The organism is Erythrobacter sp. Dej080120_24, assembly GCF_036322605.1.
GTDB lineage: Bacteria > Pseudomonadota > Alphaproteobacteria > Sphingomonadales > Sphingomonadaceae > Erythrobacter > Erythrobacter aurantius.
In genome coordinates this window covers 1,583,439-1,607,819 of the sequence record NZ_AP027262.1, presented here as the reverse complement: position 1 = coordinate 1,607,819, position 24,381 = coordinate 1,583,439, and the positions used below count along the sequence as shown (strand labels likewise).

Genomic DNA, 24,381 nt, shown 5'->3' with positions numbered 1-24,381 from the left:
GCAAACCCTTGTACAAAGGAGACAAATCGCGCATGACGTTAATGAGATTAGATAACATCGCGTGCTACCCAGACCGGAAGTCGCGCAATCACAGCCTAGCCCGAGGGTTTACCACCCTTAGGGTCGCACGGGAGGGACGGTTAGGCCAAAGGCGTTGGCGCAACGGGCCGGATCGTCCCTCTTCGCGCAGGCTCGCCGGATTGGGATAGCGCGGGGCCGCCACGTTTACTTACGCCCGCTTGCCGCGCATCATCTGCCCGTCGTGTCCGATCCCCCCGCCCCTTCGCCCGTCCCACTTCCGCTGCCCGCGCTCCACGCCAGCCATGCGGGCAACTGGCTGCGTCCGGCAAACGGAGTAACCGGCGCGGTTTCAAAGGGCGAAGCGATCATGGCCGCCGCCGATACGCCGGTGCTGCTGATCAACGCTCCGCTGGTGGCAAACCGGCTGGGCTATCCCGATCTTTCGGGCCTCGACCTGCTCGAACTGTTCGCCTTCGTCCATCCGGCGCGGTTCTGTGTCCCCACGCCAAGGGGCCTTGCCGAAGCGCTGGAGATTGCAGAGCCCGAAGGCGACGAGCACGTTCCCGCCTTCCTGCAAGCGGCCGCAGGCGCGCTGGTGGCGGCTTGCGAAAACCCCGAATGGTTCGAACGCGCGGGCGCATGGTCGGCGCTGCAATCGCTTGAAGGGCTGCGCTGGCCGTGGGCGCAGGTGCTGAAGCCGCATATCGCACGCCCCGAAAAGGCGGAGAAATGGTTGTTTTCCGCCCTGCCCGAATGGGAGGAGGCAGGCGAACGCGCTCCGCCCCAGCAGGTTGAGCTGCCATCCGAACAGGTGCTGGCGCAGCTTGACGCGCTGACCGGCAAAGGCTCCGAACTGCGCGACGGGCAGCGCGCCTATGCGCAGGATGTCGCCCGCATCTTCGCCCCGCGCCAGCGCAACGAACAGCCGCATGTGGCGTTGGCGCAGGCGGGGACCGGGATCGGCAAGACTTTGGGCTATCTTGCCCCGGCCTCGGTCTGGACGGCGGCATCGGGCGGAACGGTGTGGGTGTCCACCTTCACCAAGAACCTTCAACGCCAGCTGCGTAGCGAAAGCCGCCGCGCGTGGCCGCTCAAACGGCCCGACGGCACCCCGCCGGTGGTGGTGCGCAAGGGGCGCGAAAACTACCTGTGCCTGCTCAATCTGGAGGATGCGCTGCAAGGCGGCTTTGCCGGTCGCCCGGCGATCCTTGCGCAATTGGTGGCGCGCTGGGCTTCGTTCACGCGCGATGGCGACATGATCGGGGGCGATCTGCCCGGCTGGCTCGGCACGCTGTTCCGCAAGCGCGGTATCGCGGCGCTGACCGATCAGCGCGGCGAATGCATCTATGCCGGGTGCCCGCATTACCGCAAATGCTTCATCGAACGCAGCCAGCGCGACAGCGCACAGGCCGATCTGGTGATCGCCAATCACGCGCTGGTGATGGTCAACGCAGCAAGAGGCCGCGATCACGCTCAACGTCCCACCCGCATCATCTTTGACGAAGGGCACCACGTCTTCGAAGCCGCCGACAGCACCTTTGCCGCGACGCTTTCGGGGCAGGAGGCGATCGAGCTGCGGCGCTGGATCACCGGGCCTGAGCGCAAGAACCGGGGCCGCAGGCGCGGTCTGGCGGCGCGCCTGGCCGATGTCGCCAGCTATGACGAGGCGGGCGGCGAAGCGATCGAGGACGCCTGCGAGGCAGGGACGCTGCTACCCGGTGACGGCTGGCTGCAACGGCTGCACGAAGGCGAGCCATTGGGGCCGGTTGAGGCGCTGCTGTCGGCGGTGCGATCTGCGACCTATGCCCGCGATGAAAGCGGGCAAGAGGCGGGATACGGGATCGAGACCGAGGCCAGCGGGCTTCCCGGCGAGGTGATTGAGGCGGCGGGCGCGGCGGCAGAGGCGCTGGCGGCGATCCGCACCCCCTTAATGCGGCTGGGCGGAAGGCTGGAGGCAATCATCGCGGACCCGCCCGACTGGCTCGACGGGCAAGGCCGCGCGCGGATCGAAGGCGCGCGGTTCTCACTGCAATGGCGGGTCGATCTGCTCGCCGCGTGGGAGGCGCTGCTCGATCGGCTGGGCGGCCCGGCGGACCCGGAATTCGTCGACTGGCTGGCGGTTGACCGTTCGGACGCGCGCGAATTCGACGTGGCGATCCACCGCCGCTGGCTCGACCCGATGAGGCCTTTTGCCCGCGTGGTGCTGGAACCCGCGCATGGCGTGATGCTGACCAGCGCGACGCTGACCGACCGTGTGGAAACGGGCGACCCGTGGGAAAGCGCGATCGCGCGTTCCGGTGCGGGGCATCTCGAAATCCAGCCGCTGCTCTCCAGCGCGCAAAGCCCGTTCGATTACGCCAGCCGCGCCGAGGTGCTGATCGTCACCGATGTGAAGAAGGGTGATCTGCCGGGACTTGCGGGTGCCTATGCCCGGTTGATCGAGGCTTCGGGCGGCGGGGTGCTGGGCCTGTTCACCGCGATCCGGCGATTGCGTGCAGTGCACGGGCGGATCGCCGACAGGCTCGCACGCGAAGGGCTGCCGCTTTACGCCCAGCACGTCGATCCCATCGACACCGGCACGCTGGTGGACATTTTCCGCGACGATCCGCGTGCCAGCCTGCTGGGCACCGATGCCCTGCGCGACGGGGTTGATGTGCCGGGACGGTCACTGCGGTGCGTGGTGATGGAATCCGTGCCCTGGCCGCGCCCTGATATCCTGCACAAGGCGCGCCGCGCCGCGAATGGCGGAAACGCGCATGACGACAGGATCATCCGCGCGCGGCTGGCTCAGGCGTTCGGACGGCTGATCCGGGGCAAGGAGGATCACGGGCATTTCGTGGTGCTCTCCCCCGCCTTCCCGTCTCGCCTGCTGTCCGCCTTTCCCGAAGGAACGGTGGTGCGCCGGGTGACGCTGGACGAAGCGCTGGTGCGGGTGAAGGACGGTCTGATCGGCGAGGATGCAAATCCTTCTGCGCAAGATGCTGGAAAGCTGGACGACGAGATCCCAGATAGCTGGGGATGATTGAACAGATCGATCAGATTGTGCGGATGATCGCGGTGGGCGCAGGGCTGATGCTGGTCGCCCAGCTTGCCGCAGGCGCGATCCGCGCACCGCTGCGCATGACGGCAGGCGCGACCGCCATCACCCTGATCGCGCAAATGATCGCGGCCCCTTCCCCGGCGGCTCCGTCTGATGCGGTGCCGGCGCTGGCGAGCCTTGCGGCCCTTGCCGCACCGCTGGCGCTGTGGCTGCTGGCTCAGCAGTTGCTGGGACGCACGGCTTCACGGCGCATCACCCTTGTTCTCGGGGCGGCGCTGGTCGTGGCGTGGGCAGCGGACAGTTTCATTCCAGCAACGGGACGGACCGGTTTCTTCATCGGCAATCTGATCGCGCTTGGGCTGGTCGCGGATATCGTCAGGATAACCATGCCGGATATGGCCCGCGACGGTGCCAATCGTGCGGTGGCCCTGTGGTTGCCGGGCCTCGCGCTGGTGCAATCCGGCATCAGCGCGACCGCCGAAATCGCGACTTTCCCGTTCCGCATTCCCCCCACGCTGGAATTGCTGTGCAGCACCGCCACGCTCGCGCTGATCGTGTTTATTGGGCTTGCCCTGTTCCGTCCGGCTTCGCAGTGGGAAGAAGCGGAAGATCGGGACACGCAGGAATAACCTGCCGCCCCGCCCTTGTCGCATTTGCAATGCGCCGCGCGCATGGCATAGGGCGATGCAGATGTTTCGCATGGTGGGGAAAGCAGAGTCGTGAAAATCCTTGGTCTCTTTCGCCATGCCAAGTCCGAGTGGGACGACACGGCAAAGCGCGATTTCGACCGCGGTTTGAACGAGCGCGGTCGGCGCGGTGCGGTGACGATGGGCGACCATATCCGCGCCCACGGCATCGAATGGGACCGTCTGATTGCCAGCCCTGCCGTCCGGGTCACGGAAACGCTGCAACTCGGCATTCCCGAAATCCCCGCGATCCTCGACGAAAAGCTCTATCTCGCCAGTTCAGACACGATCATGGAAGTGGCTGTCGCCCACGCTGGCGAAGGCGCGGATGAAGCCGAAGCGATCCTGATGTCGGGTCACAATCCGGGCTTGCAAGAAACCATCCTCGAACTCGTATCCCCCGCCCACGAAAACGACCTTTTCCGCGAAGCCTGCGTCAAGTTTCCGACCGCCAGCTACGCCGTGCTTGAATGCAATGTCGATCGCTGGGCCGATTTGAGGCCGCGCTGCGCCAAGCTGGTGCATTTCGCACGCCCGCGCGACTTGGATCCGGAACTGGGGCCGGAATACTAACCCGCTTTCGGCGGGTCGAGGACATAGCGCGGCCCCGATCCCAGCGTCGCCATCCTGTCATCGGGATTGTAGAGCTTGCAATGCGTCAGGCTGAGGCACCCGCAGCCGATGCAGCCGTCCAGCCTATCGCGCAACGACTGCATCTGCGCGATCTTGCGATCCAGCACCTGCCGGATCGAAGCGCTGATCCCCTGCCAATCGCGCGCGGTGGGGGTACGGCCATGGGGAAGCTTGCCCAGCTCCGCCTCGATCTCCGCCAGCGACAGGCCCAATTGTTGCGCGATCAGGATGAAGCTTAACCGGCGGATGTCCGATCGCAGAAACCGCCGCTGATTGCCGCCGGTGCGTATCGGCTCGATCAGGCGCTTGTCTTCGTAGAAACGGATCGCCGACACCGAAAGCCCGGTGCGCCGCGCCATTTCGCCGATGGGAATGAGGTCTTTGGGGGAAAGGTGCCGGGCCATGAAATCCAGATATCCGAAAAATAGCTTGACCTCAAGTTAGGTTGAGATTGCATGGTTGCTGCACGTCTTGATTCGCGAGCGGAACGATCCGCCGCCCCACAGGAGTGCAAAGCAATGCCGACAGGAACCATCGAACACGCCAACATCACCGTCACCCGGCCCGAACGCAGCGCCGAACTGCTCAAGCAATTGCTCGGCTGGGAAGTGCGTTGGCAGGGCCAATCGCAATTGGGCGGCGACACGATCCATGTCGGCGCACCGGGCGATGGAGCCGCCTACATCGCGCTCTACACCAATGCCGAAGTGCAGGCGGAGAAGGATCGCCGCTATGCCAAGGGACAGCCGCTCAATCACATCGGCCTGCTGGTGGATGACATCGCAGCGGCAGAACAGGTGGTGGTGGCCGCCGGGCTCGAACCTTTCGGCCACGACGATTACGAACCGGGCAAGCGGTTCTACTTCTTCGACTGGGACGGGATCGAATTCGAGATCGTCAGCTATTCCGATTGATCCCGGTCGATTGCGGGTTCTGGCCTTAGAGCAAATCCCGCTGCACCGCCGCGCCCTTTACCCAGGGCTGATCGGTGCGGTCTATCCGGATTTCGCCCTGCCAAGCGGCGCACAGCGTCTTGGCATCCTGCGGCGATCCCGACAGCCATCGCGCATAATGATCGGGCGTCAGCAGCACCGGCATCCGGCTGTGGACATCCTCTGCGGCCGAACCGACGCTGTCGGTCATCACCATCGAATAGCAGGTGCCGAATTCGTCGCTGTCGCGCCATACGCCTGCAACAGCGAACAACTCCGCATCGGCCAGCGAAAGCCAGGTGCGGGTTTTCGCGCCCTTTGCCCCCTGCGCCTCGGCCCATGCGGAAACCGGGATCAGGCAGCGGCGCTGTTCGAACGAATTGCGCCAGAAAAAGCTGTCGAGCTTGTCCGTCCGGGCGTTGTTGACTGGCTTTGGCTTTAGCGGCTGACCTTTCTTGCCCTTCATCACCAGCGGAAAGCCCCAGCTCATCTGCCGGACTTCGCCCGATGCGACGACAAGGCCGGGATAGCCGGGATAGACTTCCTCCCCGAAATTCGCCCCACCCGCCGCGTCGATCGCATCAAACCATTTGGCGACCTCGTCCTTGTTTTTCGTCATGCGGTATAGGTTGCACATCGGATCAGGCGCCCGCGTTTCCGACGACGAAGCACGCCGCCGCCATCAAGGCGCCCGCCCAGCGGTTTGAACGGAACCGGGCGAGCGGATTGTCGGGGTCTTCCGGGTCAAGCGTGGCGACTTGCCACGCCAGATGGATCGCCACCGGCAGCAGCGCCAGAAGCGCAAAGACATCCGGGCGGTAAAGCCAGATACCCAGCCCCCACAGCGCGATTGTCGCGCCATAGAATGCCGCAACCCCGGCATGCACCCTGCCACCCATGCGCAGGGCAGAGGACTTGATCCCCACCAGCGCATCATCCTCCCGGTCTTGCAGGGCATAGATCGTATCGTATCCGATCACCCAGCAGATGCACCCGGTATAGATCGCGGCAAGCGCCTCCCAATTGTCGAAACGCAATTCGAACCAGCCAACCAGCAGCCCCCAGTTGAACACCATGCCCAGCCACGCCTGCGGCCACCAGGTGATCCGCTTCATGAAAGGATAGGCGGCCACCAGAGCGAGGCTGGCCAGCGCGATAACCTGCGCCTCCAGCCGCAATTGCAGCAACACCAACAGCCCGATCAGGCACAGGAAAACGAGCCAGCCCCATGCCAGCTTCTTGCTCACCCGCCCGCTTGCGACAGGTCGCGCGGCGGTGCGGGCGACCTTGCGATCCAGATCGGCATCGACGATGTCGTTATAGACGCAGCCTGCCCCGCGCATCGCAATCGCGCCCAGCAGCAGCCAGCCGAGCAGCGCAAACTGCACCCCCGCCCCCGCCAGCCACACTCCGAAAACGCAGGGCCAGAACAGCAGCCACCAGCCGATCGGACGGTCAAACCGCGCAAGCTGCGCCAGATCGCGCGGTAATTGCGGCAGCCGCTCAATGATTGAACGATGTTCGGTGTCGGGGACGACTTGGTCTGTCATGCAAACTTCCGGTTCGCGTTGCGCTCGTCATTGCGTGCGGCTCGCCAGCCGATCAGGCAGGCAATGAACATGGTCAGATTGCCGGCAAAATCGAGCATTCCGATCGAGGTCAGGACGGGCATTTCGTAATGGAAATACCAGTTAAAGACGAAGAACGGCAGCAAGACCACGGCAAACACCGCGAACGCGCGCGCAGTCCAGCGCACCACCAGCGCCATAATCCCGAACATCACAGCCTGCGCGCCGAAGCAGGCGATGGCAAAGCGCATGATGAAGCCCGTGTCGCGGTAAGGCTCGGTCAGCGCGAGTTCGATGACATGGGCCGGCATCAACAGCGCCCAGCCGCCAAGGCCGAGGAACACGGCTGCGATCAGGAATTGGCAGATGCGCGCGGTCATGGCTTGCTCCCTACCCTTGCGCGCGACTAGAGGAAAGCCATGCCCGCAACTCCCGCCCCTCGCATTCCGGCATGGCCTCCGAAAAGTGCACCGCGCCTGTTTGTGGAGCAGGCGTTGGAAGCCGGCGGGGCGATCACGCTTGATGGGACGCAGGCGCATTATCTTGGCCGGGTGATGCGGGTCACGCCGGGCGACGCGGTGATCGTGTGCGACGATCAGACCGGCGAATGGGCCACGCGGGTTGTCGATGCGGGCAAGCGATCGGTGACGCTCGAAGTGGTGGAGCGCCTGCGCGAACGGGAGGAAGTGCCCGATCTGTGGCTTTGCCCGGCCCTCCTCAAGAAAGACCGGTTCGACTTCGTGCTGGAAAAGGCCACCGAACTGGGCGTCGCCCGCATCCAGCCCGTGATCACGCGCCGATGTGTGGCGGACAAGCTCAATCTGGAACGCGCCCGCACGATCACTACCGAAGCGGCAGAACAATGTGCCCGCACCGCGCTGCCCGAACTGGAGGCGCCGGTGAAGCTGGATGCCTTGCTGGGCGCCTGGCCGGAAGGCCGCGCCCTGTTCTTTGCCGATGAGGAAGGCGGCGATCCGGCTGCCGACGCGTTCTGCTATCACGAAGGCCCCGCTGCGATCCTGATCGGCCCCGAAGGCGGCTTCGACGATGCCGAACGCGCGGCCATTCGCGCACATCCGCAGGCACGTGCCATATCGCTCGGCCCCCGCATCCTGCGCGGGGAAACCGCTGCGATTGCCGCGCTTTCGGTGTGGATGGCGGAAGCAGGCGACTGGCTGGACGAAGAATGACTTCGCACCGCACAACGCAGTTTACGCTTCCCTCGGGCAAGTCGGTTTTCTAGGGCAACTGACATGAGCACACGCCAAGCCTCCGCCGCCGACGAGCCGATCATCGAATCGCTTGATCATCTGATCGAACCGATGATCCGCGGCGAAAAGCCCAAGGCGGACTGGCGGATCGGCACCGAACACGAAAAGCTCGTCTACAAGCGCGACGATCGCCGCGCCCCTTCCTATGACGAACCTTGCGGCATCCACGACCTGCTGATGAACCTTACCGAGTTCGGATGGGAACCGGTCGAGGAAGGCGGCAAGGTCATCGCCATGCGCGGAAGCGACGGCACTGTCAGCCTCGAACCTGCGGGCCAGCTCGAACTGTCGGGTGCGCCGCTGGAAACCCTGCATGAGACCTGCGCCGAAACCGGGCGCCATCTGGCACAGGTCAAGGAAATCGGCGAGCGGTGCGGGGTCGGCTATCTCGGCCTCGGAATGTGGCCGGACAAGACCCGCGAAGAACTGCCCGTGATGCCCAAGGGCCGCTACAAGATCATGATGAATCACATGCCCAAGGTCGGCAATCTGGGTCTCGACATGATGCTGCGGACCTGCACGATTCAGGTCAATCTCGACTATTCGTCCGAAGCCGACATGGTGCAGAAATTCCGCGTCGGGCTTGCGCTGCAACCGTTGGCGACCGCGCTGTTCGCCAATTCGCCCTTTACCGAAGGCAAGCCCAACGGCTTCCTTTCCTACCGTTCGCACATCTGGTCGGACACCGATCCGCACCGCACCGGGATGCTGCCTTTCGTGTTCGAGGACGGCTTCGGCTACGAACGCTGGGCGCAATACATGCTGGATGTGCCGATGTATTTCGTCTTCCGCGACGGCAAATATATCGACGCGGCGGGCCTGTCGTTCCGGGATTTCATGGATGGGAAGCTGTCCGTCCTCCCCGGCGAACGCCCGACGGCAAGCGATTGGTGGGATCACCTGTCCACCGCCTTTCCCGAAGTGCGGCTGAAAAGCTTCCTCGAAATGCGCGGAGCCGATGGCGGCCCGTGGAGCCGCATTTGCGCCCTGCCCGCCTTCTGGGTCGGCCTGTTGTATGATCAAGGCGCGCTCGATGCGGCGTGGGATCTGGTCAAGGACTGGTCGATGGAAGAGCGCGAGCAATTGCGCAACGATGCCCCGCGCCTTGCGCTTGATGCGCCGCTTCCGGGCGGAAAAGGCACGATGCAGGATCTTGGCCGCGAAGCTTTGGCGATTGCCCACGCCGGCCTCGCCGCACGCGGAAAGCTCAATGCCAGCGGCGACAATGAGACAGGATATCTCGAAACACTGGACGAGATCGTGAAAAGCGGCAAGGTTCCGGCCCAGCGCCTGCTGGATGCCTATCATTCCGAATGGGGTGAAGACGTTTCAAAGGTCTACAAATACTCGTTCTGAGGGGGGAGGAGAACGACATGCTCATCGTATTGGCCGAGGCAAAGCTTGGCGAAGGCACTATTGATGCAGGGCGAGAGGCGCTCACCACGATGATCGAGGCTTCGCGTGCCGAGGAAGGCTGTATCGGCTATTCCTACGCGATCGACATTCTCGATCCGTTGAAGCTGCATATCGTGGAGAAATGGGTCGATAATGACGCCCTGCTATTCCACTTCCAGACACCGCATATGGCCGCTTTTCAAAAGGCACTCGGCAGTCTTGAAGTCGAGATTACCGAACTCGCCAAATATGAGGCCGACGACGGCGCTCCGGTGATGTGAGAGCAGACATGATAATTGTCGTCGGAAGCTTCCGCATTCCCCCCAGCATGATCGAAGTGGTCATCCCGGTGATGGAACACATGATCAAGGCCAGCCGCGCCGAGGAAGGCTGCATCGAATACGCCTATGCGCTTGATGTTCTCGACAAGGGACTGGTGCGGGTGAGCGAGAAATGGCGCGACCGCGCCGCGCTCGAAGCGCATTTTCGCACCGCGCATATCGCCGAATGGCGCGCGCAGGTATCGTCGCTGGCGATGTCGGAGCGTGAACTGACCGCGCACGAAACCGACGACGGTTTCTACATCTAGCGCGCTATCATTCCGCCGGTTCGACCGCATCCGGGACCGAAGTCTTGCCGGGGCCGGCGACCCGCCCCATCAGCCGCCGCTTCACCTTCGCCAGCGGCGCGGTGATAAGGCCGTATTGCTCCATCCAGTCGTAATACTCGCGGTATTTCGGGTCTTCGGCCAGCAAATGCGCCTCTTCGGTGCGCGCACGCCAATAATAGATCGCGTTGACCACGGCGAGGAAGAAGCAGTTGCGGATCATGTCCACCGGCGAACCGCTGGTGACAAGGAACGGCATGACCGAACACCACCAGAACAGGTTCTTCGACACATAGGCCGGGTGCCGCGTAAAGCGATAGGGCCCGTTGGTCAGCACGCCGCGATAGGTAAGGTTGGAAAAGCGGATGCCGAACGCCACCGTCGCCCAAGCGTAGATGCCCGTGAGGAACACCAGCAAGGCGGCCCAGGCCCACAGTGCGACTTCATTGCCCTGCAACCAGAAATCCCAATGCGCGGTGTTCACTTCATAGCTGAGCACGCCATTGCCAAAGAAACCCCATGCAAACGGCGGGTAACACAGCAGCGCGGCCAGCCAGCCGGCAAGGAAGGGATTGCCCGAACGGATATGTGCATCCAGCGGGCGCAAGGTGAACAGATAGCCGACCGTCCCGATCTGCACGTCGATCAGGAACAGCAGCGTCACCAGCAGCATCCCGATTTCGACCGGGTTGGACAAGATTGCCGCCGGATCGCTTTCGACAATCACGGCAAAACCCGGCGGGATGATCGAGATCATGAACGCGCTGAAGAAGCCCTTGATGATCCATGCGCGCCAATGCTTTTTGACGGCTTCCATATCCCATTCGCCCCGCCCCAGAACCATCGCGCCAAAGTGCCATGTCGCATCCTTGGGTTCGACCATGTAGCGGTCGATCCAGATGACATAGGGCACCGATGCCACCACCAGCGGCAGGATCGCCACACCCATCACATTCATCGCGAACAGGTAATTGTCATCCCAATACCAGCGGCAGATGCAATACAACCCGGCGATGATCGCCCAGGTCACCCACAGGCCGACAATCTTGACGGCGGAGAATGCGGCCACATCGTTGACGCTGCGTTTGAGGCTCCAGTCGAGCCCGGTCGAGGGACGCAGGTGCACCCTGTCCACCAGAATTGACCAGATCGCCATCGGACCTGCGGTGAACAGCATCGCCGTAAGCGCCGCGTTGGGGCCTGAGAGAACGCCATATTCCCCTTCCAGCCCGACCCATTCGGCCAGTTGCGGGAATGTGCGGCAGAAAAGGATCCAGACGAACAGCCCGAGCAGACCGGCAAGGCCAACGCCGCTCGAAACGTCGCTCTTTGGCGGCGCGGGGCGCTTTTGCGCAGCAGCAGGATGGAATAGCGAAGTCATCACCCGAAAGCGCATAGCGCCAAAGGGTTAATTCTCCGCTCCCAAAACCGGCGGCGTTCCGTCACGAAACGCCGGGCGGCCAAAGGTTAACGGCTGCGGCTCAACGCCAGGCGTGGATCGTGCCGCTGTCGTCGAGGACGTAAAGGTAGTTGTCGGCCACAACCGGAGCGAGGCTGACTGGCTGATCGATGTCCGCAAAAAGCTGCGCCGAACCTTCGCCGGTGCTCACCTTCCAGATTTCCCCGCGTGAGCTGGCAACCCAGAGATTGCCGCCGGCCAGCACCGGTCCAACCCAGAAAATCGGGCCCTCACGGTCCTTTTCGTCGCGGAACTGCTGCAACTGGGTGATCCAGCGCACCCGGCCCGTCGAACGCGCGATCGCCAACAGGCGGGCATCGTCGGTAAGGGTGAAGATCCACTCGCCAGCGATGGCCGGGGTGGAAATTCCCGCGAGATTCAGTTCCCAGATGCGCTGCCCGGTCACCAGTTCATAGGCCGCCATGCGACCGCCCTGACCCAGCGCATAGACACGGCCCGAATCGATAATCGGATCGGCGTCGATATCGGTGATCGAGCTGACGGTGGTAGAGATATTGGTCCGCGCCAGTGCGTCAGCCCACAGGATACGGCCGTTTTCGTAGCGATAGGCGCTCAGTTCACCGCTGGAATAACCTGCGATCACCGTGCCCTGCCCCGCGGCCGGAGCGGCCACGCCGAACACGCCGCTTTGCGTGGTCGATCCACTCTCGTTCCACAGCAAGTCACCATTACGCGCATCGAGCGAGATGATCTGGTTGTCCTGCGTCATCACGAACACCTGGCCAAAGGCGATCGTCGGCGAACCGCGCAGCGGCCCGGCAGGCTTCACTTTCCACAGCGACTCGCCAGTCTGGGCGGTCATGGCCTTTACATCGCCCACGCCGTTGGTCGCGTAGATGATGCCGTTGTCATAGCTGACACCGCCACCGAAAGCGGCGGGGCGCAGGTCTTTTTCCATGTTTTCTTCGGCGCGCTCCCAGAGCCTTGCGCCAGTGTTCTTGTCGAACGCGTGGATCGTGCCGTCAGTGCCTTCGGCGAACAGCATCTGGCCACCAATGACCGGCGAAGCGGCGAGCCGCACCCGGTCGGACGAACCGGCTATGCGAGCGCTCCAGACCTTGGTCGGATTCTGCCCCAGCGCGAGGTGGCCGTAGGATTTGCTGGCCGAACCGCCGACCTGCGCCCATTCCGCGTTCACGCTGGCAGGGGGTAGAACCACGCTGACACCCGCGAGCGCGGGATCAACCGAAGCGCCGCTTTCGATGCGCGAGAGGATCGGCGTACGGTTGCCCACTGTAGGGGTCGTTTTCTTGCCGCCCCCGAAGAGGCCGCCTCCGCCGCAGCCCGTCAGCAACATCGCCAGAACGCCCGCTGCGAGCGCACCCTTTTTCCCCGTCATTCGCATAAGCATCCGTCCGTCCAAATCACTTCAGTTTATTGTGGCAGTGCCACCGGGAGCGCCCCTTCGCCCGGCAATCCGCCCTCTTCTTCGAGCAATTGCTCGACATCTTCAATCGCATCGACCCCCAACAGACCTGCCATCTGGCGCGCGCGCGAACGCAGCGTTTCGGGCATGTCCTCATCCTTGGCAATCTCTGCAAACAATGCGCCCGCACGGTCGCGGTTGCCCGCTTCAAGATGTGCGATGGCGACGAGTTCGCCCGCGCTGCCGAAGAATTCATTGCCGGGCACAGCCAGCGGCTCAAGCTTGACGATGATATCCGCCGGTTCGCGATCATCGAAATTGGCCGAAACCTCGCGGATCAGCGCCAGATCGCGCAGCGGCTGCGGAGCGTCGGTGTCGGCGACGACTGCGGCATAAAGTTCGACAGCGCGCGCGGTTTCGCCCTGTTCCAGCGCCGCACCTGCCTGAAGGAAGCGAGCGACGGTACGCGCGCCGGGCGATCCATCCTCGACCAGTCCGGCAACTTTCTCCGATGCGCCCGCGAAATCATTGGCATCGACGGAATCGAGCGCGCTGATGATCGCTTCGGATTGGCGTTCCAGTTCCGCCTCGCGGTTGCTGTCCCAATACCAGTATCCGAACATGGCAACCAGCAACACGGCGAAGGCCCCGCCTAGCGCGGCGCCGTATTTCTTGAAGAATTGCGCGGCATCGTCCTGGCGCACGGCCTCATCGATTTCACGCATGAGGATTTCATCCTCGCGCGAGGGGCCGGTGGGCTGTTCGTCCTTGGGCAGTTCAGTCGGGTTGCGCGCCACGGGGCACTGTTCCTCGTTACAATTGCGAAAGCTTTGCGCCGCTCTTTAGGCAGGGCCGGGGCCGGGCGCAATGCCGCTGGCATCCACAGTCACCGTGCTGTGCATTTGCGCCGCCGTTCATGCCATCAATCGCCATTAAAGCCGGAAATGCCGATTGCCAGTTGAACCTCGGGTGAAGCGCGCGTTCAACGCCCCTGCTCCAGCGCGCCCCAGTACAATTTGCGATAGGCTTCGATCATCGCCGCCTGATCGAATTGCGCACTTGCCTTCGCGCGGTTCGCGGCTCCGACCGAAGCACGCAAATCGTCTCTTTCCGCAAGTTCCTTGAGCATCGCTGCCAGCGCCTGCGCATCATCGCGCACGGAAATGAAGGGGCGGTTCTCCTCCGAGACGATCGATTTGATATCACCCACATCGGGCGCGGCGACGGGCAAGCCTGCCGCCATGGCTTCGACCACGGACAGCGGGAACTGCTCGCTCTTCGAAGATAGAGCAAAAATGTCGAACAGCCCGACAACATCGGCGGGATTGGCGACGGCGCCCGGTAAATGCAGCCGGTGGCTGATTTCGAGCGAGTCGGCGGCAGCTTGTATCGCTTCGCGCTCAGGGCCTTCACCAAGAATCACAAGCTGCCAATGATCGGGCAATGCGGCGAAGGCTTGCACCAGCATCGGCAATTGTTTGACGGGCCGCAGTCCGGCAAGCGTGCCGACCCAAAGCTCACCCTCGCGCTTCACCACACGGAAACCGGCGGTCTTGGGCTTGGTGGCGAAAGCGGCGGTGTCGATGCCGTTCGGGATACGTTGGATGCGGGCGCGCGGCTGTTTCCATTTATCGAGCGCGATCGCTTCCAGCACGCGGCTCGGCACCACCAGCGCATGCGTGCGGCCAAGCGCGATGCGGCGATACCAGTTGCGGCGAGATTTCAGCCCGTCGACTTCATCTTCGTTGAAGCCGTCTTCATGGTGGATCAGCGGCGGCAGGCCCAGCGCATCGGCAAACACCGTGTGCGCCATGACGACATCCATCGCACCCCAGTTGTAGGTCAGCACCAGATCATAAGGCTTCATCGCCTGTGCAATGGCAACCAGCCGCCCCGGCGTGGGCAATCCGGTTAGCGAAGGAAAATCGCTGGCGATGCGATAGCGCACGCCGCGCGCGATGTGATCCTTTGCCGCCAGATTGTCCGGTTCGCCCGAAACGATGGTATGATCCAACTCTGCGCCAAAGGCGTTCATCAGGTGAACGGCACGCAGTTCCTTGCCCCCGGCCGCGAAGGTCGAATGGCAATGCAGCACCTTGGGAACGCTCCCCCGGTCAGTCATCGAAATGCCTTCAAATCTTTGCGAGCAGCGCGTCGATGGCCGCGCGCGCTTCGGGTTCATCGAGCGTCGGGGCATGGCCGACACGCGGCACGGTGACGCTCGTCATCGCGGGGTTCTTTACCGCCATTTGCTCAACCGTTTCAGGGGTCAGCAAATCGGACAATTCGCCGCGCACCAGCACCATCGGGACATCGCGCAATGCCTCATATGCGGCCCACAGATTGGCCGGAGCCGCGCCGCCCGGTTGCTTGAACGGTTCGGCAATCGCCATGTCGTAATCATAGCTGATGCGCCCGTTCTGGGTTACGATCATCGTCCGCTTCGCCATTTCCAGCCACATGTCGAGATCGTAATCGGGAAACGCGACGGAATGGACATCGCCCAATGATCGTGCCGCATGGACCCATGTGGGATAGCTGCGCCCCTGCCCGACATAGCCGGTGATCCGGTCAATCCCGGCAGGATTAATCTCCGGCCCGATATCATTCATCACCACCGCGACGATCCGTCCGGGCTTTGCCGCGGCAAGCAGCATCGTCATCAGCCCGCCCATCGACGTGCCCACCGCGATGAATTTGTCGATGCCCTGCTCTTCCAGCAGCTTTTCGACATCGGCCACATATTGCAGCGGATTGTAGGTCGCGGAATCAGGCGCGTAATCGCTTTGCCCGCGTCCGCGCATTTCCGGAACGATCACGCGTCGGGCTTCTGCGATATGCGCGGCCAGATCGGCAAAATCGCGCGAATTGCGTGTCAGCCCGTGCATGCACAGCACCGGCGGCCCGTCATAGCCATCCGGCCCCGGATAATCCCTGTAGTAAAGCGACAGGCCGTCCGCGCTCGTCCAGTGCCTGTCTTCGTATGTAGTGGCCATCAGCGGCAAAATTCCCCGGTCTGTCATGTGCCTGCGTGGTTGCGCAGACGATCCCTTGCCCCCACTATCGCGGGATGAGCGAAGAACCGCAAGCAGCCAAATACCGCGCCGATAAGGCGATTACCACGCTGGCCGATTGGCTGGGAGCGCCGGTGGATGCCGCCGACTTCCCTGAAACGCGCCTGCGCTTTCGCAATGATCGTGCCGCCGCAAGCGTGGGTCTGGACGCTCTTTCGGATGAGGATTGGACGCGCCACTTCGGTCGCTTTGCTCCGCTCGAAGGCAATCTGCCCCGCCCCCTCGCCCTCAAATATCACGGCCACCAGTTCCGCGTTTACAATCCGCAGATTGGTGACGGTCGCGGGTTCCTGTTCGCGCAGATGCGGGATCAGGCCGGAAGGCTGATGGACCTCGGCACCAAAGGGTCAGGCCAGACCCCCTACAGCCGCGCAGGCGACGGGCGGCTGACGCTGAAGGGCGCGGTGCGCGAAATCCTCGCCACGGAAATGCTGGAGGCGCTGGGCGTCAACACGTCGAAGACCTTTTCCGTAATCGAGACGGGCGAAAATCTGATGCGCGATGACGAACCATCGCCCACCCGATCTGCCGTGATGGTGCGGCTATCGCATTCGCACATCCGCATCGGCACGTTCCAGCGCCTGCTTGCTCTGGAGGAGCCCGATCACATGGAGGCGTTGATCGCCTATTGCCTCGAACATTTTCCCGGCCCGCCCCCGCCGGAAGATGCGCCGGGGCGCGATGAGCCGGCGGTGATGCTGATGCATAATGTCGTCGAGCGGATGGCTGATCTTGCCGCCAGCTACATGGTCGCAGGGTTCGTTCACGGGGTGCTCAACACCGACAATATGAATATCACCGGCGAAAGCTTCGACTATGGCCCGTGGCGCTGGCTGCCGGAATGGGACCCGTCCTTCACCGCCGCCTATTTCGACCATGGCGGCCTTTATGCATTTGGTCGCCAGCCGGAGGCGCTGCACTGGAATTGCGGGCAATTCGCGGTCGCGCTTCGCCTGCTTGCCGATACCAAGCCATTGGTGTTCGCGCTGGAACGGTTCGGGCCGCTTTACATGGAAGCGGTGGCGCGGCGGTGGTGCTGGCGTCTGGGGGTGGAGCCGCGCGGGCTGGAGGAGGATTCGCAGTTGGTGTCGGTCTGCGAAAAGATGATGCGCGAAAGCAAGGCGCAACCCGACGCATTCTTCTTCGCGCATCGCGGTGGGCGCGATGCCTCGGGTGAGCTTGGCGATGCTCTGGCGGATTACACTGCAGTCGAGGACGCGCACGAATACTGGAGTGACGCCGCGCCCCAATCCATGGTCATCGACGAAGTCGAAGCGATCTGGTCCGCGATTGACGAAAGCGACGATTGGCAGCCCCTGATGGACAAGGTGGCCGCCCTTCGCCGCATGGGTGAAGCCCACGGCGCGCCCCCTAAACCGGCGGGACACGCCTGATCGCACCCGATTACGCAATCAACCGGGGGCAAACGCAGGGCGTAAGCGCCGCATTGCCTCTATGAAATGCGCGCCTCCCTCTGTAACGGTTTTGGCTTGGGGGGCGTAAGACGGTCAGTCTCTCGCCAATTACTGTGAGGCTTTGACACGGGCAGATCCGCCACATGACGAACAGCACTCTCGTTTCATACGCGCCCGCAACCGGCGAAGAGGTGTGGCGTGGCGAACATGGCAATGTCAGCGAGGCCGTCAGCCGCGCCCGCCGCGCATGGCCGGCCTGGGCCGCGCTGGCGCTGGGCAACCGGATCGAAATCGCCCGCCGTTTCGCCAACGAAGTGCGCCATGACGCCGAAGTGCTGGCCGAACTGATCGCCCGCGAAACGGGCAAACCCCTGTGGGAAGCGCGCACCGAAGTCGATGCGGTGGTGGCGAAGGTCGATATCTCGGTGCAGGCCTATGCCGAACGCACCGGCAAGAAAAAGCTCGACAGCGCGCTTCAGGGCAGCACCGCAGTCCGGCACAAGCCGCATGGCGTGATGGCCGTGCTTGGCCCCTATAATTTCCCCGCACACCTGCCCAACGGCCACATGATCCCGGCGCTGATCGCGGGCAATGTCGTGCTGTTCAAACCTTCGGAGAAAACCCCGGCCGTCGGCGCGGCGCTGCTCGAATGCTGGAAGCGCAGCGGCGCGCCCGAAGACACCATGCAACTGGTGATCGGCGGCCCTGACGAAGGCAAGGAACTGGTCGCGCACCCCGGTGTCGATGGCGTGCTGTTCACCGGTTCGGCACAGGCCGGGATCGCGATCAATCGCAAGCTGGCGGCCAATCCGGGCAAGATCGTCGCGCTGGAAATGGGCGGCAACAACCCGATCGTGGTGATCGAAACGCCAAGGATGAAGGAAGCGGCGACGCTCGTCATCCAGAGCGCCTTCACCACCGCCGGGCAACGTTGCACCGCCGCGCGCAGGCTGGTGGTGAAGAACAGCGTCTATGACGAACTCATGGCCGAACTGATCCCGATGGCGCGCAAGCTGATCGTCGCGGAACCCTTTGCCGATCCGGCACCGTTCATGGGGCCGGTGATCGACAACGATACGGCGGATCGCCTGACGGAAAGCTTCCTCGCGCTGTTGACCGCAGGAGGCCGGGCGTTGCTGCCGATGCGGCGGGTCGACCCGGATCGGCCATTTCTGACACCCGGCATCATCGACACGACTGACATTCCCGATCGCCCCGATGTCGAATTGTTCGGGCCGCTGCTTCAGGTCATCCGCGTCCCCGATCTCGACGCGGCGATTGCGGAAGCCAACAACACCCGTTTCGGCCTTTCGGCTTCGCTGATTGGCGGCTCGCCCGATGATTACGGGCGGTTCTGGGCCAATGTCCGTGCCGGGATCATCAACTGGAACCGGCCCACCAACGGCGCATCCTCAACCGCGCCGTTTGGCGGCATCGGATTGTCGGGCAATCACCGGCCCGCTGCCTATTACGCCGCAGACTATTGCGCCTATCCGGTGGCCAGCACCGAAATGGACCAGCCGCGCGCGAATATCGAAGTCGGTTTGAAGGAATAGCGGCGCTATTTGCGCCAGTGGACGACATCCACCGCCGTCATGCCGCCCGGTCCGGGCCGGACGTGAACGGCGATTTCCTGATCACGCCGCTCCGCCCGCAATTGCGCTTCGGGCGCGGCAAAGCGTTCGATACGGAAACGCGCGCGGTCGGCCTTGGCAAAATGGTATTCGAGCGCGTCTTCCGGCGCGACCGGCGTGAGGTATCGAACGACGCGTATCACGCAAGTGCCCTGATCCACGCCCGCAGCCTGCCGCACCATGCCATGCGGCATGACGGAGGACGTCGGCGGAAGGCCGGTCGACCAGGTGATGTCGGCCGTCAGATCATCGATGCAGTCTTCGCGGCTACCCACCGCCCGGATGATTTCGCCAGCGGTGGTGAGGTCTGCGAGCGAGGCATTGCCCTGCCCGCCGGATGCCGGGGGCAGTGCCGGGATCTGCCCGTTCTCCAGCAATTCCAGCCGCCCTGCATCGCGCGCCCTCTGGCGCGCATCGTCGCGCGCGTCGAAGGGTGGCAAAGGGTGGCCGTCGCGGATCGCGATCACAGCATTGGCTTCGTTGCGCCATGACAGATCGGGATCGACCATCAACGGATCATTGAGCGCACGGGCCAGCAGCGGATCACTGCCGAGAACCTCAGGCGCGGCAGCTTCGCTTTCCGGCTCGCTGCAGGCGGTAGGAAGGACACAGGCAATTGCCGTGACAAAGGAGAGAAGAAGGCGACCTTGCATGGCTCGCGCTTTAGCCTGCTTTGGTTAATTTTCATTCTCACAGAGGCACGACCGGTCGCCGGAAATGAAAACGCCCCCATGCCTCTTGCGAGAGATGAGAGCGCTTTCCACGGCTGGTGGGAGCCGTGCCGGAGCCGCCTGGTGGAAGCGACTCAAGACAGATCAATCCTCGGCAAGGACGCAGAGATGGTCGTAACCATGCCTGCTCCTCACCCCTTGCGTTCATTATTAGATGTGTAAACCTGAATGATGAGCGAGCGGATGGTTAGCTTTCGTTCATCTTTCATGCGAGAAATCTGACCGACCAACCCTGTTGCGAGCGCGCTTGCGCTTCCCGGCGGGGCGGCCTAGTGCGCTCTCTCCCATGAACAGCGCCTCGTCCAATTCCCCGGCCGAACCATCTGGCCTCCCTGCGGCCTTGGGCGCTTACATCATCTGGGGCTTCCTGCCGCTTTACCTGTTGCTAGTCACTGCCGTTCCACCGTTCGAATTCGTCGGCTGGCGGATCATCTGGACCTTGCCGTTCTGCCTGATCATCGTGGCATTGCGGCGCCAGTTCCCGGCATTGAGGGCTGCGCTTACCAATCCGCGCACCATGCTGGCGCTTCTGGCGAGCGCGGTGCTGATCGCGATCAACTGGTTCGTCTATATCTGGGCGATTATGGAGAACCAGGTCTATGCGGCGAGCCTTGGATATTATCTCAACCCCTTGATCAACGTGCTGCTCGGCACTCTGCTGCTCGGAGAACGGCTGACCAAATGGCAATGGCTCGCCGTCGCAGTTGCCGCCAGCGGCGTTGCCCTGCTGTCGGCAGGAGCGGTCACGACGCTTTGGATCAGCCTCACACTCGGTTGCAGTTTTGGCCTTTATGGCATTGTTCGCAAACAGGTTGATGTCGGATCGCTGCCGGGACTGACCATCGAAAGCGCGATCCTGCTGCCGGCCGCTATCGCCATTGCCGGATGGTATGCGGCGAGCCCGGCCGGGCCATCTTTCGGCAAGGACTGGCTTCTCAGCCTCTCAATCGTGTTTTCCGGCGTGGTGACGGCAGTACCGTTGTTGCTGTTCGCGATAGCGGCACGGCGGATGAACTATTCGACGCTGGGCTTCATCCAGTATCTGGCGCCCACCATCGTGTTCATTCTGGGCCTCACGGTGTTCGGCCAGCAGCTTCGCCCGGTTCAGCTCGGAAGCTTCATCCTGATCTGGATTGCTGTCGCGATCTTTGTCGGCGATCTTTGGGCACGCACCAAGCGCGCGAAAGCCGCCGCAGTTGCCTAACCCGCGAAACGCCAGCCGATCGTCTGGCCGCCGTGCCATGGCACAATCGTCGATCCGGCCAGTTCCAGTTCCGCCGGAACCTGCACCTCGGCCCGCTCCAACGTCACGCTGCTTTCGTTGACAGGCAGACCATAAAAGGCAGGCCCGTGAAGCGAGGCAAAGCCTTCGAAATGCTCCAGCGCGCCTTCCTGATCGAATACGGTGACATAGCTTTCGAGGGCATAGGGAGCACCGAAAATCCCGGCGCAACCGCATGCGCTTTCCTTGTCCCCGCGCAGATGCGGCGCGCTGTCGGTGCCGAGGAAGAACTTTGCACTCCCGCTCGTCGCCGCCGCGCGCAAGGCCAGCCGATGCGTCTCGCGCTTGGCCACGGGCAGGCAGTAATTGTGCGGCTGGATACCGCCCACCAACATTGCGTTGCGATTGATATGGAGATGCTGCGGCGTGATTGTCGCAGCGACATTCGGCCCCGACGCTTTGACGAATTCCACCGCATCGGAGGTGGTGATGTGTTCGAACACCACTTTCAGCTTAGGGAAATTGGCAACGATTGCGCGCAGGTGCCGCTCGATAAATTCCGCTTCGCGGTCGAACACGTCGATATCGGCATCGGTCACTTCGCCATGGATGCAAAGCACGATCCCCTCTGCCTCCATGCGCTCAAGCACAGGATAGATCGTTTCGACATTGGTGACACCGCTGGCCGAATTGGTGGTGGCGTTGGCCGGATACAGCTTGGCAGCCGTAAACACCCCTGCATTCGCCCCCCGCGCCAGATCATCCGGATCGGTCGCATCTGTGAGGTAACAGGTCATCAGCGGCGTAAAATCGACCCCTTCCGGCACTGCCGCAAGGATCCGCTCGCGATAGGCCGCAGCCAGTTCTGTCGTCGTGACCGGCGGTGTCAGATTAGGCATCACAATCGCACGGGCAAACTGGCGCGCGGTGTAGGGAACGACGCCGCGCATCACCTCCCCGTCGCGGAAATGCAGGTGCCAGTCGTCAGGGCGGCGGATCGTCAGCGTGTTGGTCATGCCAGCGCCTTAATCCTGCATCTCGGCCCTTTCCAGCCCCGGCGCACACGAATATGGCGACGCGCATGAAAACTGTCGGATTCCTCGCCTGCGAAACCACCCTGCCCCTGCACTTTGGCGGGATCGGCGAAAGACGCGGCGACGCGTTCGAACATGATCTGATGATTGCAGCCCTCGCCCCGGCGTTCGAGGCTGCCGGGTTGGACCTGAAGGTGATCGACTGGGAAGCCCCCATCGCAGATTTCGCCGGTGTTGACCTCGTGCTGCTGGGCACATCCTGGAATTATCAGGACAAGGCTGACGCATTTCTTGCCCGGCTGGACGAACTCGCCGCGATCGGGATCAAGGTGTGCAACCCTCCAGATCTGGTGCGGTGGAACATCCAGAAGACGTATTTGCGCGATCTGGCAGAGCAAGGTGCCGCCACGATCCCGACGCTGTGGCTTACAGACGTGGGGCTGAGCGACATTGAAGACGCGTTCAAGGCCTTTGAGTGCGACAGATTGGTGGTCAAGCGGCAGGTTGGAGCAGGCGCGCTGGGACAGGTTCTGGTCCACCGTGACGATTTGCCCGATCCCGCTTGGCGATTCGGCCATCCGGCGATGGTTCAGCCGTTCCTTCCCGCGATCGCGGAAGAGGGGGAGCTCAGTTTCATCTTTATCGACGGCGAATTGAGCCATGCGCTGGTGAAGCGCCCGGCCAGCGGCGATTATCGCATCCAGTCGCTGTATGGCGGGGTGGAAACCGCGTTCGAGCCTGATGCCGGACAAACCGCCGCGGCAAGCGCGATCCTCGACGCGCTGCCGTTCGAAACGCCGCTCTATGCGCGGATCGACATGCTGCGGGCGCAGGACAATCGCCTGATGGTGATGGAAGCGGAGATGATCGAACCCTATCTCTACCCTGTGCAGGGTCCGCAATTGGGAGAGCGGCTTGCCCGCGCAGTTGCAAAGAGACTGGATGTATGACCGCCACCCAATTGAATTCCCGCGCCATTATCGGGCTGAGTCCGCTTGATCCGACCGAGGATGTGCGCGACTTTCTGCAAGGGCTCATCACCAATGACGTGAGCGGCCCTCTTCCCATCTATGCCGCGCTGCTTTCCGCGCAGGGCAAGGCGATGTTCGATTTCCTCGTCTGGGATGGCGGCGATGGCACCCTGCTGATCGATTGTGAAGCGGCGGTGGCGGACGAGCTGGTCAAACGGCTTTCGCTCTATCGCCTGCGTCGCAAGATCGAGATCGCCCGCGATGACAGCCTGAGCCTATACTGGTCGGCAGAACCGCAGGACGGCTTTTCGCCCGATCCGCGCCTTCCGGCGCTCGGCAATCGGCGGATTGCCTCTGCTGAGGCCGGAGACAGCGGCGACGCTGCCTATTTGACCCGTCGCCTTGCGCTTGGCGTGCCCGAAGGTCGCGCCGAACTCGGAGACATCCTCTGGCTCGAAACCAACGCAGTCGAGTTGAACGGCGTCAGCTTCACCAAGGGCTGCTATGTCGGGCAGGAGAACACCGCGCGGATGAACTGGCGGCAAAAGGTCAACCGGCGGCTGGTGGTGGTGCCCCTCGACCAGTCTGACCCCGCAAGACAGCGTGTCGCCTATCCTGAATTCGGCTTGGCAGTGGATCACTTGCGGGTGAGCGACATTGACCCCGCCACGCAACCGGAATGGCTGCGCGCCGCGCTGACCGATCAGGCGCCGTAGTGTTCTGCCATTGAAGCTTCGAGATTGGCCGCTGCCCGCTCTCGCGCGGTGTCGCGCGGCAGACCCAGCGAATTCGCCAGCGCCGCGCCGATCAGCGCGTCGCCCAATGCCAGAAGGACGAGGCTGAGCGTGTCCTTGTGGACATGCTTGGGATCGTCATTGTGCCCGGCTTCTTCGGGCGCGATTTCGTCAACCAGTTGGTGAATCGTGGTGATGATCGGATTGAGCGCGTCCTCATTCCCGGTCAGCAGCATCCAGCTGGTGAGCGCGCCCGCCCCTTCGCGGTCAAACGCGTCGAACGCGAGATCCACCACCTCACGCGCCGAACCCAGTCCTGCGCGGCTCGCATGAACGGCTTCGCGGATCGTGTCGCAGACCGTGCGCGCGAGATGCTCCGCCAATGCCCGTTGCAGGCCCGATGCCGAACCGAAGTGATGCAGCAGATTAGCGTGAGTGCGCCCGATCCGGGTGGCGACCGCTTTCAGCGTCACCGATTGCGGGCCGGTTTCGATCAGCAGCCCACGGGCCGCTTCGAGCGCGGAGCTGCGCGATTCCTCGGGACTTAATCTCTTGCGACTTTTCATT

The 24,381-nt window shown here is 63.0% G+C and carries 25 protein-coding genes; 13 read left to right on the top strand and 12 right to left on the bottom strand.

Annotated features, from left to right (window positions below; all coding sequences use genetic code 11):
• The first annotated feature begins 262 nt into the window (after positions 1-262).
• From AABA34_RS07695 to AABA34_RS07685, 3 genes are all read left to right on the top strand, one after another.
• Positions 263-3,043, top strand: a complete 2,781-nt coding sequence (locus AABA34_RS07695) for an ATP-dependent DNA helicase (RefSeq protein WP_445083768.1) — start codon at positions 263-265, stop codon at positions 3,041-3,043.
• Positions 3,040-3,690, top strand: coding sequence for a hypothetical protein (locus tag AABA34_RS07690; RefSeq protein WP_338304604.1), 651 nt, complete (start codon positions 3,040-3,042; stop codon positions 3,688-3,690). Before AABA34_RS07695 ends, AABA34_RS07690 begins: the two co-directional genes overlap by 4 nt.
• A 90-nt stretch (positions 3,691-3,780) precedes the next feature.
• Positions 3,781-4,320 (top strand): SixA phosphatase family protein, encoded by a 540-nt coding sequence (locus AABA34_RS07685; RefSeq protein WP_338304603.1) that lies wholly within the window; start codon positions 3,781-3,783, stop codon positions 4,318-4,320.
• Here AABA34_RS07685 and soxR read toward each other — a convergent pair.
• Positions 4,317-4,784 (bottom strand): redox-sensitive transcriptional activator SoxR, encoded by a 468-nt coding sequence (gene soxR, locus AABA34_RS07680; RefSeq protein ID WP_338304602.1) that lies wholly within the window; start codon positions 4,782-4,784, stop codon positions 4,317-4,319. The two genes, AABA34_RS07685 and soxR, sit on opposite strands and share 4 nt — an antisense overlap.
• A gap of 114 nt (positions 4,785-4,898) precedes the next feature.
• Here soxR and AABA34_RS07675 point away from each other — a divergent pair, with 114 nt between their 5' ends.
• Positions 4,899-5,294 (top strand): VOC family protein, encoded by a 396-nt coding sequence (locus AABA34_RS07675; RefSeq protein ID WP_338304601.1) that lies wholly within the window; start codon positions 4,899-4,901, stop codon positions 5,292-5,294.
• 25 nt (positions 5,295-5,319) lie between these two features.
• Here the strand turns inward: AABA34_RS07675 and AABA34_RS07670 are convergent, their stop codons facing one another.
• From AABA34_RS07670 to AABA34_RS07660, 3 genes are read right to left on the bottom strand one after another with little or no spacing between them, the layout of a single operon-like run.
• Positions 5,320-5,949 (bottom strand): SOS response-associated peptidase, encoded by a 630-nt coding sequence (locus tag AABA34_RS07670; protein ID WP_338304600.1) that lies wholly within the window; start codon positions 5,947-5,949, stop codon positions 5,320-5,322.
• Between the two features lie 4 nt (positions 5,950-5,953).
• Positions 5,954-6,862: a 4-hydroxybenzoate octaprenyltransferase gene (gene ubiA, locus AABA34_RS07665; RefSeq protein WP_338304599.1), complete on the bottom strand. Its 909-nt coding sequence runs from the start codon at positions 6,860-6,862 to the stop codon at positions 5,954-5,956.
• Entirely contained in the window at positions 6,859-7,260 is a 402-nt protein-coding gene (locus tag AABA34_RS07660) for a hypothetical protein (protein ID WP_338304598.1), read from the bottom strand. Before AABA34_RS07660 ends, ubiA begins: the two co-directional genes overlap by 4 nt.
• 39 nt (positions 7,261-7,299) lie before the next feature.
• On the opposite strand from AABA34_RS07660, the gene AABA34_RS07655 reads away from it, so the two are divergent.
• From AABA34_RS07655 to AABA34_RS07640, 4 genes are all read left to right on the top strand, one after another.
• Positions 7,300-8,070: a 16S rRNA (uracil(1498)-N(3))-methyltransferase gene (locus AABA34_RS07655; protein ID WP_338304597.1), complete on the top strand. Its 771-nt coding sequence runs from the start codon at positions 7,300-7,302 to the stop codon at positions 8,068-8,070.
• Between the two features lie 63 nt (positions 8,071-8,133).
• The gene (locus AABA34_RS07650; protein ID WP_034952828.1) at positions 8,134-9,507 is read left to right on the top strand and encodes a glutamate--cysteine ligase; all 1,374 of its coding nucleotides are present in this window, start codon (positions 8,134-8,136) and stop codon (positions 9,505-9,507) included.
• Between the two features lie 17 nt (positions 9,508-9,524).
• The gene (locus tag AABA34_RS07645; protein WP_338304596.1) at positions 9,525-9,827 is read left to right on the top strand and encodes a putative quinol monooxygenase; all 303 of its coding nucleotides are present in this window, start codon (positions 9,525-9,527) and stop codon (positions 9,825-9,827) included.
• A gap of 8 nt (positions 9,828-9,835) precedes the next feature.
• Positions 9,836-10,135, top strand: a complete 300-nt coding sequence (locus AABA34_RS07640; protein ID WP_338304595.1) for a putative quinol monooxygenase — start codon at positions 9,836-9,838, stop codon at positions 10,133-10,135.
• 7 nt (positions 10,136-10,142) lie between these two features.
• Here the strand turns inward: AABA34_RS07640 and AABA34_RS07635 are convergent, their stop codons facing one another.
• From AABA34_RS07635 to AABA34_RS07615, 5 genes are all read right to left on the bottom strand, one after another.
• Positions 10,143-11,534: a methyltransferase family protein gene (locus AABA34_RS07635; protein WP_338304594.1), complete on the bottom strand. Its 1,392-nt coding sequence runs from the start codon at positions 11,532-11,534 to the stop codon at positions 10,143-10,145.
• A 100-nt stretch (positions 11,535-11,634) separates the two neighbouring features.
• Positions 11,635-12,972, bottom strand: coding sequence for a PQQ-binding-like beta-propeller repeat protein (locus AABA34_RS07630; protein WP_445083767.1), 1,338 nt, complete (start codon positions 12,970-12,972; stop codon positions 11,635-11,637).
• 35 nt (positions 12,973-13,007) lie between these two features.
• The gene (locus tag AABA34_RS07625; protein WP_338304593.1) at positions 13,008-13,796 is read right to left on the bottom strand and encodes a tetratricopeptide repeat protein; all 789 of its coding nucleotides are present in this window, start codon (positions 13,794-13,796) and stop codon (positions 13,008-13,010) included.
• A 185-nt stretch (positions 13,797-13,981) separates the two neighbouring features.
• The gene (locus tag AABA34_RS07620) at positions 13,982-15,121 is read right to left on the bottom strand and encodes a glycosyltransferase (RefSeq protein ID WP_338304592.1); all 1,140 of its coding nucleotides are present in this window, start codon (positions 15,119-15,121) and stop codon (positions 13,982-13,984) included.
• 10 nt (positions 15,122-15,131) lie between these two features.
• Positions 15,132-15,995 carry an alpha/beta fold hydrolase gene (locus AABA34_RS07615; RefSeq protein WP_338304591.1) on the bottom strand — a complete coding sequence of 288 codons (864 nt, stop codon included), beginning with the start codon at positions 15,993-15,995 and terminating at the stop codon, positions 15,132-15,134.
• A gap of 74 nt (positions 15,996-16,069) precedes the next feature.
• Here AABA34_RS07615 and AABA34_RS07610 point away from each other — a divergent pair, with 74 nt between their 5' ends.
• The gene (locus tag AABA34_RS07610; protein WP_338304590.1) at positions 16,070-17,467 is read left to right on the top strand and encodes a protein adenylyltransferase SelO family protein; all 1,398 of its coding nucleotides are present in this window, start codon (positions 16,070-16,072) and stop codon (positions 17,465-17,467) included.
• Positions 17,468-17,622: 155 nt separating this feature from the next.
• Complete coding sequence (astD, locus tag AABA34_RS07605) at positions 17,623-19,044, top strand: succinylglutamate-semialdehyde dehydrogenase (protein WP_338304712.1); 1,422 nt, start codon at positions 17,623-17,625, stop codon at positions 19,042-19,044.
• A gap of 5 nt (positions 19,045-19,049) precedes the next feature.
• On the opposite strand, the gene AABA34_RS07600 is transcribed toward astD, so the two are convergent.
• On the bottom strand, positions 19,050-19,775 hold the full coding sequence (locus AABA34_RS07600) for a hypothetical protein (RefSeq protein WP_338304589.1): 726 nt from the start codon (positions 19,773-19,775) through the stop codon (positions 19,050-19,052).
• A gap of 364 nt (positions 19,776-20,139) precedes the next feature.
• Here AABA34_RS07600 and rarD point away from each other — a divergent pair, with 364 nt between their 5' ends.
• Positions 20,140-21,057: an EamA family transporter RarD gene (gene rarD / locus AABA34_RS07595; RefSeq protein WP_338304588.1), complete on the top strand. Its 918-nt coding sequence runs from the start codon at positions 20,140-20,142 to the stop codon at positions 21,055-21,057.
• Here the strand turns inward: rarD and pyrC are convergent.
• Complete coding sequence (gene pyrC, locus AABA34_RS07590; RefSeq protein WP_338304587.1) at positions 21,054-22,091, bottom strand: dihydroorotase; 1,038 nt, start codon at positions 22,089-22,091, stop codon at positions 21,054-21,056. The genes rarD and pyrC overlap by 4 nt on opposite strands.
• 65 nt (positions 22,092-22,156) lie before the next feature.
• On the opposite strand from pyrC, the gene AABA34_RS07585 reads away from it, so the two are divergent.
• Together AABA34_RS07585 and ygfZ are read left to right on the top strand one after the other, a co-directional pair.
• Positions 22,157-23,059, top strand: a complete 903-nt coding sequence (locus AABA34_RS07585; RefSeq protein WP_338304586.1) for an ATP-grasp domain-containing protein — start codon at positions 22,157-22,159, stop codon at positions 23,057-23,059.
• The gene (gene ygfZ, locus AABA34_RS07580) at positions 23,056-23,796 is read left to right on the top strand and encodes a CAF17-like 4Fe-4S cluster assembly/insertion protein YgfZ (RefSeq protein WP_338304585.1); all 741 of its coding nucleotides are present in this window, start codon (positions 23,056-23,058) and stop codon (positions 23,794-23,796) included. Before AABA34_RS07585 ends, ygfZ begins: the two co-directional genes overlap by 4 nt.
• On the opposite strand, the gene AABA34_RS07575 is transcribed toward ygfZ, so the two are convergent.
• On the bottom strand, positions 23,784-24,380 hold the full coding sequence (locus AABA34_RS07575) for a TetR/AcrR family transcriptional regulator (protein ID WP_252260418.1): 597 nt from the start codon (positions 24,378-24,380) through the stop codon (positions 23,784-23,786). The genes ygfZ and AABA34_RS07575 overlap by 13 nt on opposite strands.
• Position 24,381: the final 1 nt, after the last annotated feature.

Coding starts and splice junctions, on each gene's coding strand:
- AABA34_RS07585 (WP_338304586.1), top strand. CDS start 22,157: ATGAAAACTGTCGGATTCCTCGCCTGCGAAACCACCCTGCCCCTGCAC.
- AABA34_RS07635 (WP_338304594.1), bottom strand. CDS start 11,534: ATGACTTCGCTATTCCATCCTGCTGCTGCGCAAAAGCGCCCCGCGCCG.
- AABA34_RS07660 (WP_338304598.1), bottom strand. CDS start 7,260: ATGACCGCGCGCATCTGCCAATTCCTGATCGCAGCCGTGTTCCTCGGC.
- soxR (WP_338304602.1), bottom strand. CDS start 4,784: ATGGCCCGGCACCTTTCCCCCAAAGACCTCATTCCCATCGGCGAAATG.
- AABA34_RS07670 (WP_338304600.1), bottom strand. CDS start 5,949: ATGTGCAACCTATACCGCATGACGAAAAACAAGGACGAGGTCGCCAAA.
- ygfZ (WP_338304585.1), top strand. CDS start 23,056: ATGACCGCCACCCAATTGAATTCCCGCGCCATTATCGGGCTGAGTCCG.
- AABA34_RS07575 (WP_252260418.1), bottom strand. CDS start 24,380: ATGAAAAGTCGCAAGAGATTAAGTCCCGAGGAATCGCGCAGCTCCGCG.
- AABA34_RS07675 (WP_338304601.1), top strand. CDS start 4,899: ATGCCGACAGGAACCATCGAACACGCCAACATCACCGTCACCCGGCCC.
- AABA34_RS07655 (WP_338304597.1), top strand. CDS start 7,300: ATGCCCGCAACTCCCGCCCCTCGCATTCCGGCATGGCCTCCGAAAAGT.
- AABA34_RS07690 (WP_338304604.1), top strand. CDS start 3,040: ATGATTGAACAGATCGATCAGATTGTGCGGATGATCGCGGTGGGCGCA.
- rarD (WP_338304588.1), top strand. CDS start 20,140: ATGAACAGCGCCTCGTCCAATTCCCCGGCCGAACCATCTGGCCTCCCT.
- AABA34_RS07630 (WP_445083767.1), bottom strand. CDS start 12,972: ATGACGGGGAAAAAGGGTGCGCTCGCAGCGGGCGTTCTGGCGATGTTG.
- AABA34_RS07600 (WP_338304589.1), bottom strand. CDS start 19,775: ATGCAAGGTCGCCTTCTTCTCTCCTTTGTCACGGCAATTGCCTGTGTC.
- AABA34_RS07610 (WP_338304590.1), top strand. CDS start 16,070: ATGAGCGAAGAACCGCAAGCAGCCAAATACCGCGCCGATAAGGCGATT.
- AABA34_RS07620 (WP_338304592.1), bottom strand. CDS start 15,121: ATGACTGACCGGGGGAGCGTTCCCAAGGTGCTGCATTGCCATTCGACC.
- AABA34_RS07645 (WP_338304596.1), top strand. CDS start 9,525: ATGCTCATCGTATTGGCCGAGGCAAAGCTTGGCGAAGGCACTATTGAT.
- AABA34_RS07650 (WP_034952828.1), top strand. CDS start 8,134: ATGAGCACACGCCAAGCCTCCGCCGCCGACGAGCCGATCATCGAATCG.
- AABA34_RS07640 (WP_338304595.1), top strand. CDS start 9,836: ATGATAATTGTCGTCGGAAGCTTCCGCATTCCCCCCAGCATGATCGAA.
- ubiA (WP_338304599.1), bottom strand. CDS start 6,862: ATGACAGACCAAGTCGTCCCCGACACCGAACATCGTTCAATCATTGAG.
- AABA34_RS07615 (WP_338304591.1), bottom strand. CDS start 15,995: ATGGCCACTACATACGAAGACAGGCACTGGACGAGCGCGGACGGCCTG.
- pyrC (WP_338304587.1), bottom strand. CDS start 22,091: ATGACCAACACGCTGACGATCCGCCGCCCTGACGACTGGCACCTGCAT.